The organism is Peptostreptococcus russellii (genome assembly GCF_900110295.1).
In the GTDB taxonomy this organism is placed as follows: Bacteria; Bacillota; Clostridia; order Peptostreptococcales; family Peptostreptococcaceae; genus Peptostreptococcus; species Peptostreptococcus russellii_A.
The window spans coordinates 22819-30300 of sequence record NZ_FODF01000013.1 but is presented as its reverse complement, the minus strand read 5'-3'; the positions used below and the strand labels follow the sequence as shown (position 1 = coordinate 30300).

Genomic DNA, 7482 nt, shown 5'->3' with positions numbered 1-7482 from the left:
AAAAGGAAGTTCATTAATGAACTTCCTTTTGAATGTTTTTTATTTATTATGATGTTTGTATTTTTTATGTTATTGATACGATCAAATCTTTATTGTCAGTATTTTTCTTAATTCCTATTTCTCATTTTTTATTTCTAATTATCTTTAAAACTAGTTTGATTCTAAACTCTTATTAGATTTTAATAATTTCTTCTTTCCTATTGCATATACTGGCAATCCTATTAATGTTATTACTATTCCTCCTACTGCTAAAAGAGTATTTGTGAAAAGTAAGTTTATTAATACGAATAATCCACTTGCTATAGCTACAATTGGTACCACTGGATATAGAGGTACTTTGTATTTTCTTTCTACATCTGGCATTCTCTTTCTTAATATTATTACTCCTATAAATGATAGTACAATAAATATCCAAATTGAGAATACTGCAAAGTCAGTTAGTAAGTTAAACTGTCCTGATAGTGCAAATATACATGATAGTATTGCAAGTGCTATTATAGCGTTTCCTGGAACATTGTTCTTGTTTATCTTTGAAAGTGTATCACTCTTTGGAAGTGTGCCATCTTTAGATAAAGCATATAGAACTCTTGAGCCAGTCATTATGTATGCATTACAAGCACCGAAAACTGATATCATTATACCTACACCTATTAATTTTCCACCTATAGGACCAAACATTACTGTTGCAACATCACTTGCTGGTGCTGCGGATGCAGCTAGCTGACTTGCTGGTACAACCCATAAGTATGAAATATTAATTATAACATATATAGATGCAACTATTGCTAGTCCACCTACTATTGCTTTAGGTAAATCTTTTCCTGGATCCTTCATTTCTCCTGCTAAGGCACAAACGTTTATCCAACCATCGAATGCAAAGAATATTGCTAGTAGTATGCTTCCGAATGTTGTAACAGGGTTTATTCCTTTTCCTATTACTGGAGTTATGATTCCGTTATTTCCCTTACCCATTACAAATCCTGCTACTATAAGTATAATAAGAACTGCAACCTTACATATAGTTGAAACGTTCTGTATTATACCACCAGATTTACTTCCTATAAGATTAAGAAGTGCCAACAGGATTATTACACCTATTGCCATTGGTATCTTAAGGTATGCTGCTCCTGAAAGTGCAACAAACTGGTCAGCAAATACAACTGCCAAAGCTGCTATAAGTCCAGGGAAAAATAACACAACCTGCGCCCATCCAGCTAAAAATCCGATTTTTTCGCCATAAACCTTCTTGATGTACATCATCATACCACCTGTTTCAGGTATCATAGATGCTAGTTCAGCCATTGTTAGTCCGGCTGCTATTGTAATAATTCCGGCTGCTATCCAACCGATAATCCCTAATCCTGGTGCTCCACCAGACGCAGTAAATATTATCTGCGGCTTAAAGAATACACCAGAACCAATTACTCCACCTACAACTGTAGATAAAGCTGCAAAAAGCCCAATGTTCTTTTCTAACTTATTGTCCTGCATTTTTTAATCTCCTTCAAATAACTTAATATTACTTTACTGACAACTAACAATTAATCAAAATTCAATTTTTAATTTGTATACTTTTATGTATTTTTAATTAAATAGACAATACGTAAAACTGATGTATCAATCTTTCAATCTACTTACTGATTATAGTTTTTTTTTGCTATTAATTCAAGTTAAAACTACTCTCTTTTTTTTTGTATTTCTAAGTATTCCCATAGAAATAATTTAGAAATACATGATTAAGGAATAAAGGTCCATGAGTTTTTTATAAAAATTAAAGAAAACGTTATATTTTCTTAAAAATATTTTTTTATTTTTATTTTTTTATATTATTTGAAGATTTTTTGTCGATTTTTGTTAAGAAAAAAACCCTAATTATTTAAATTCTTGTTAATTTTCTTTTAATTCTTTTACTTATGGTTATAAATTAAGTTTAATTTTAAATTACTTAATAAAACAAGACAACTAGACTTTGTATTCTAGCTGTTTTTAACAAATTCAATTATAATTTCTAAAGCACTTCACTTTCTTCATATGTTTTTTTAAAATATACTTTTTGTTGTTTAGTTGTTTTACTTAACTTCATATTATAATTTTTTACATATATCCCAGTGCTTCTTCAAAGCTCATCCAAAAATGTATACCATGAGATGAATCCAACCATCTATCTTCATGATAACTGTCTGCATATGACATTTCTCCTAATCTATATACAAAATTTTCATCAACAAATGAACTTGCCTCTGTATAAAATCCACTTTTATCTGTATTCATAATAGCAACAGTAATAGCCTTGTCACATCTACAAGCATTTGTAGTTGAAGAACATCTTTTAGCATCTGCCGGTATCAATAACTTTACCATTCTATCATTAAAGCATTTTTTATAGGCAAAGAAATATCCCTTTTCTGGACATGCCATTCTAAAGTGTACAGTTCTATCACTGTCTTTCAATCCCTCTAAATTAGCATCTATAAGTATTGCAGAAGTAAAAATAGTACCGTCACAATCAGAATTAGAAAGATTACAAGCCCTTAAATCACTTCCATAAAGGCTGCTATCCTTAAATATACATTCTGAAAAATTCGACCCTGTAAATTTTCCATTATCTAGAATTGAGTTTGAAAAATCTGTTCCTGTAAAATCTACATTTATAAAATCACTCCAAGAAAAATCAATAAATGACATATCTCTCCCTCTCAAATCTATGCTTTCTTTAGAATCTTTTTTATCCACAAGTTTTATCATACTCAAGTCTAGAATTTCGTCATCTGCTCTTGTTTTTCTAAAATAATCAACATACTTTACTAGTTCCCTATAGCTCACTTCTCTCAAAGAATTGCTGTAATCTAAGCCTTCTGCTAGTATCTTTTTCATAAAAACATCTCCTTATAAAGACTAATACTTTTGCCAATTCAAATAAAACTGCGCAATGTAATAACATATACGCAGTTTTCATAATTATATTATACTCTTTTTTATTACCTATTTCCATTCATTATATTTGATTCATCATCGCCAAGATATTTTTATTTTATCGATGATTTATGCCTTTTAAATTTCATCCATGCAAAACATCTTTTCTAAAAGAAAATACATTGAATTCTTAAACTTATTATTGTCCTTTATCTTTAAAATAACATCTATAAAAAATATTTTCTCCACTATATAATTTTTATTTCTAATTTATGTTTTTATTAATCTCTATATTCGTGATTGAAAGTCTTTAAATTAGGTTCTGCTATTATTTTATCTCCCTGAACATCAAGTTCTAACAGAGATATATAATCTGAAACCAACTTGTTTTCTGGCTGAACTGTAGATATAAATACACCTATTCCAGCAACTTCTGTGTCAAATTCCTTCATTAACTCTATCATGCCCTTTATTGTTCCACCACCACGCATAAAGTCATCTATTATAATTACCTTACTACCTGGCTTTAAAGCCTTACTTGGAAGACTCATTGTTTCAATCTTTGAAGACGAACCCGTTACATAAGTCATGCTTATTGTAGGACCTTCTGAAACTTTTGTGTTCTTTCTTATTATAACTAAAGGTAAATTCATTGCCTTTGCTGTCATTAGAGCCATTGGAATTCCCTTTGTTTCCATAGTTACTATACAATCAACATCATCATACTCTATATTTGATGCAAATATTTCACCGATTTTTGATACCACATTAGGATCGTATATAAGGTCTATAAGATATAAGAATCCCCCTGAAAGAATTCTTCCTTCTTCTTTTATTCTATCGCATAATTGATATAAAAATTCCTCATTTTCTTCTTTTGAAGTTTTTGGTATATATTTAACTCCACCTGCAGCACCAGAAATAGTTACAACCTTTCCAAGCTGTAGCTTTTCAAATACATTTTTCACCACTATCAAGTCCTCACTTATTGTTGATTTAGCAGCATTGAACTGTGTAGTGAAAAAGCTTAGAGTGAATATCTTGTTAGGATTGTCTGATAAAATCTTTACTATTGCACCTATTCTCTCATTTCTCTTAAATTTGTTGCTCATAATTTATTCTTTCCTCCCTAATTGCTTAAAATCATACGCTGCTCAATAATTGAGCTTAATTTTTATTACGCCTCTTTAAACTATTATTAATACTATTTCTATGCCTATTCTTCTTTACATTAATTTTTAATTTTAAGTAAATTAACTATTTTTTACTCTTTGTGATATAATATATCTAGCAAAATCAAAATATGTATTTTAACTTTGGTACACGCAAATAGAACTTGTTTATAAATTAATATCATACAAGCTAATTTTCTATTATAAATTGCGTTAAAATAGGTTAATTTGCATATTTTATAAGAATATAACCTGAACAGCTTTTATACTACTGAACATTAGTTAATTATACCATATAAAACGTTCACGTTGTATACTTTTTTAATAATTGAGGGGTGAAATTATGATGAATGTACATTTTATTGGAATCGGCGGAATTAACATGAGTGCTCTTGCAGAAATATGTATCAATAAAGGATACAAAGTTTCTGGTTCAGACATGCAGGAGTCACATTTAGTTAATCATTTAAGAGAACTTGGAGCAACAGTTCATATCGGACAAAGAAAAGAAAATATAACTGACGATATAAATCTTGTTATTTACACTGCAGCTATATCTCCTGATAACGAAGAATTTCAGGAAGCAAAAAACAAGAATATTCTTATGATTAATAGAGCTGCTTTTTTAGGACAGATTATGAGAGAATACAAAAACTCAATAGCTGTTTCTGGAACTCATGGAAAGACAAGTACTACTAGTATGCTTTCTACTATTTTTGACTATGCCAAGAAGGACCCTACTATTCTTGTAGGTGGAAATCTTAGCACAATAGGTGGTAATGTCAGAATAGGAAATTCAGAGCACTTTATTACTGAAGCTTGCGAATATGTTGATAGTTTTCTTAACTTCAATCCCTTTATAGCAATTGTTCTTAATATTGAAGCCGATCACCTTGACTACTTCTCAGGAATAGAAGAAATTAAAGCCTCTTTCAATAAATTTGGAAAGCTACTTCCTCCTGATGGATATTTCATAATAAATGGTGACAATGAAAATGTTAAAGACATTACTTATGAAGTGGAAGCAAATATTATAAAGTTCGGTCAAAATGCTGGAAATGATGCACTAATATCTGATATAAAATATGATGAAGATGGATATGCTATGTTTAACCTAAAGTATAAGGGAATAAACTTAGGTACATTTGATCTGTCTATATATGGTCTACACAATGTCTATAATGCAACAGCAGCCATTATAGCATCTATTGAATCTGATATAGAAGTAGATGTTATAAAAAAGGCTATCAAGACTTATACAGGTGTTGGAAGAAGATTTGAGAAAAAGGGAGAATACAAAGGTGCCCTTGTTATCGATGATTACGCACATCATCCAACAGAAGTTAAAGCTTCTCTTGCAGCTGCTAGACATCTTAAAAAAGATAGATTGTGGATTGTTTTCCAACCACACACATATTCAAGAACTAGAGCTCTTTTAGACGAATTTGCAGAATCTTTCTATGCTGCAGATAAGGTAATAGTTACTGATATCTATGCTGCTAGAGAACCAGATCCTGGCGATATTAGTTCTAAAAATATTGTTGAAAAACTTTACCAAAACAATGTTGATGCAATGTATATGCCTACATTTGAAGAAATTACAGAATATCTTAGAGAAAATCTTAGAGAAAATGATCTTCTTGTAACTTGTGGTGCAGGTCCTGTAAACAAAGTTGGTGAGGCACTTCTTGAAGGAAAGTAAAATCAAATAATAAAAATTACCGACCGGAAAACTGGTCGGTAATTTTTATTAAACTTTATAAATAACCTTATTTTAAAAATGCTTTATAGGCCAATTTTGTCATATATGCATCTGCTTTTGATGCCAATTCTATAGGTGCGTGCATTGAAAGCATTGGTGTTCCCATATCTACTACTTCCATTCCGTATTCTGCAAGTATGTAGGCTATCGTACCTCCACCACCTTGGTCAACCTTTCCAAGTTCACCAGTCTGCCAAATTATATTATTTTCTTTGAAAATATCTCTTATTTCTGCTAAAAATTCAGCATTCGCATCATTACATCCTGATTTTCCTCTAGCTCCAGTATACTTTGACATACATATTCCATATCCAGACAGTGCTGCATTTCTTTCATCCATAACACCCTTATGGTTTGGATCTATACTTGCAGTTACATCTGCAGAAAGAACCTTAGATCTTGACAATGCTCTTCTAAGGCTAATTTCAGAATACATTTCCTGAGAAAACATAATTTCTGCTATAAAGTTCTCAAAGAACTTTGCTGACATTGAAGTATTACCTACTGATCCGATTTCTTCTTTATCTACAAATAAAGCTATTGCCGTTTTTTTAGGATTTTTAGTTTCTAAAATAGCTTCTAAATTAGCATATGAACAAATTCTATCATCATGTCCATAAGCTGCTACCATAGCTCTATCAAATCCAACATCACGAGCTTTTGCACTTGGAACTGCCTCTAATTCAGCAACATTAAAGTCTTCTTCCTCTATTCCATATTTTTTATTTAATATTTCTAAAACCATTCTCTTTATAGGATTTTTATCATCTTCTATTCCGTATGAAGAGTGTCCTACTACTATATTTAAAGATTCTCCTGTAATTCCATCACCAAGAGTTTTCTTATTTTGTTCTGCTCCAAGATGTGGAAGAAGATCATTGATAAAGAAAACGGGATCGTCCTCGTCTTCACCTATATTAATATTTATCTTTTCTCCCTTGGAATTAATTAAAAATCCATGAAGTGAAAGTTGTATAGTAGGCCACTGATATTTTCTTATGCCACCATAATAGTGAGTCTTAAAAAGCGCCATTTCACAATCTTCATATAATGGATTAGCTTTAATATCTAGTCTAGGACAATCTATATGAGAACCAACAATATTCATTCCTTCTTCTAAATTCTCACCTATTACCGCAAGAATTACAGCCTTATTTTTATGATTCATATAGATCTTATCACCGACTCTAATCTTTTTAGCACTTGCTTCCTCTAAAGAAATAAATCCTTTTTTCTTTGCTTCTTTTACTATGTATGCAGTTGCTTCCCTTTCTGTCTTTGCCCTATCTAGAAAGTGCTTATACCTTTCACCATAGTTAAATATTTCTTTGTGCTGAGCTTCATCTACTAACTTCCAAACTGACTCCCTCTTTAGTTCTAAACTCATTTTATCACCTCATTTTATTTATTTTTATAGAGCCATTATAAACTCTATAAATTTTCTTATTAATTACAGGAAAACTTTATCTTCCATATAATAACTTAATTATAGCATATTTCTAGTAATAGGACTTTATTTTCTAATAATTTTGAATACATTGCCCTATAAAGTTATTTGTGTTATACTTTCTGTAATTAAAATGGAAATCTTAAACTTTTATACATGTAAAAAACGGACTGAAAAATCAGTCCGTT

General features: G+C 30.6%; 5 protein-coding genes. 1 reads left to right on the top strand and 4 read right to left on the bottom strand.

The window, feature by feature from the left end; all coding sequences use genetic code 11:
* Positions 1–150: 150 nt before the first annotated feature.
* From BMY82_RS07290 to purR, 3 genes are all read right to left on the bottom strand, one after another.
* Positions 151–1491 (bottom strand): APC family permease, encoded by a 1341-nt coding sequence (locus BMY82_RS07290; RefSeq protein WP_091975903.1) that lies wholly within the window; start codon positions 1489–1491, stop codon positions 151–153.
* 603 nt (positions 1492–2094) lie between these two features.
* Positions 2095–2874, bottom strand: coding sequence for a pentapeptide repeat-containing protein (locus BMY82_RS07285; protein WP_242938941.1), 780 nt, complete (start codon positions 2872–2874; stop codon positions 2095–2097).
* Positions 2875–3194: 320 nt separating this feature from the next.
* Positions 3195–4025, bottom strand: coding sequence for a pur operon repressor (purR, locus tag BMY82_RS07280; RefSeq protein WP_091975902.1), 831 nt, complete (start codon positions 4023–4025; stop codon positions 3195–3197).
* A gap of 406 nt (positions 4026–4431) precedes the next feature.
* On the opposite strand from purR, the gene murC reads away from it, so the two are divergent.
* The gene (murC, locus tag BMY82_RS07275) at positions 4432–5787 is read left to right on the top strand and encodes a UDP-N-acetylmuramate--L-alanine ligase (protein WP_091975905.1); all 1356 of its coding nucleotides are present in this window, start codon (positions 4432–4434) and stop codon (positions 5785–5787) included.
* 67 nt (positions 5788–5854) lie between these two features.
* Here murC and BMY82_RS07270 read toward each other — a convergent pair whose 3' ends face one another.
* On the bottom strand, positions 5855–7234 hold the full coding sequence (locus BMY82_RS07270; RefSeq protein ID WP_091975901.1) for an aminopeptidase: 1380 nt from the start codon (positions 7232–7234) through the stop codon (positions 5855–5857).
* Between the last annotated feature and the right edge of the window lie 248 nt (positions 7235–7482).

Coding starts and splice junctions, on each gene's coding strand:
- BMY82_RS07270 (WP_091975901.1), bottom strand. CDS start 7,234: ATGAGTTTAGAACTAAAGAGGGAGTCAGTTTGGAAGTTAGTAGATGAA.
- murC (WP_091975905.1), top strand. CDS start 4,432: ATGAATGTACATTTTATTGGAATCGGCGGAATTAACATGAGTGCTCTT.
- BMY82_RS07285 (WP_242938941.1), bottom strand. CDS start 2,874: ATGAAAAAGATACTAGCAGAAGGCTTAGATTACAGCAATTCTTTGAGA.
- BMY82_RS07290 (WP_091975903.1), bottom strand. CDS start 1,491: ATGCAGGACAATAAGTTAGAAAAGAACATTGGGCTTTTTGCAGCTTTA.
- purR (WP_091975902.1), bottom strand. CDS start 4,025: ATGAGCAACAAATTTAAGAGAAATGAGAGAATAGGTGCAATAGTAAAG.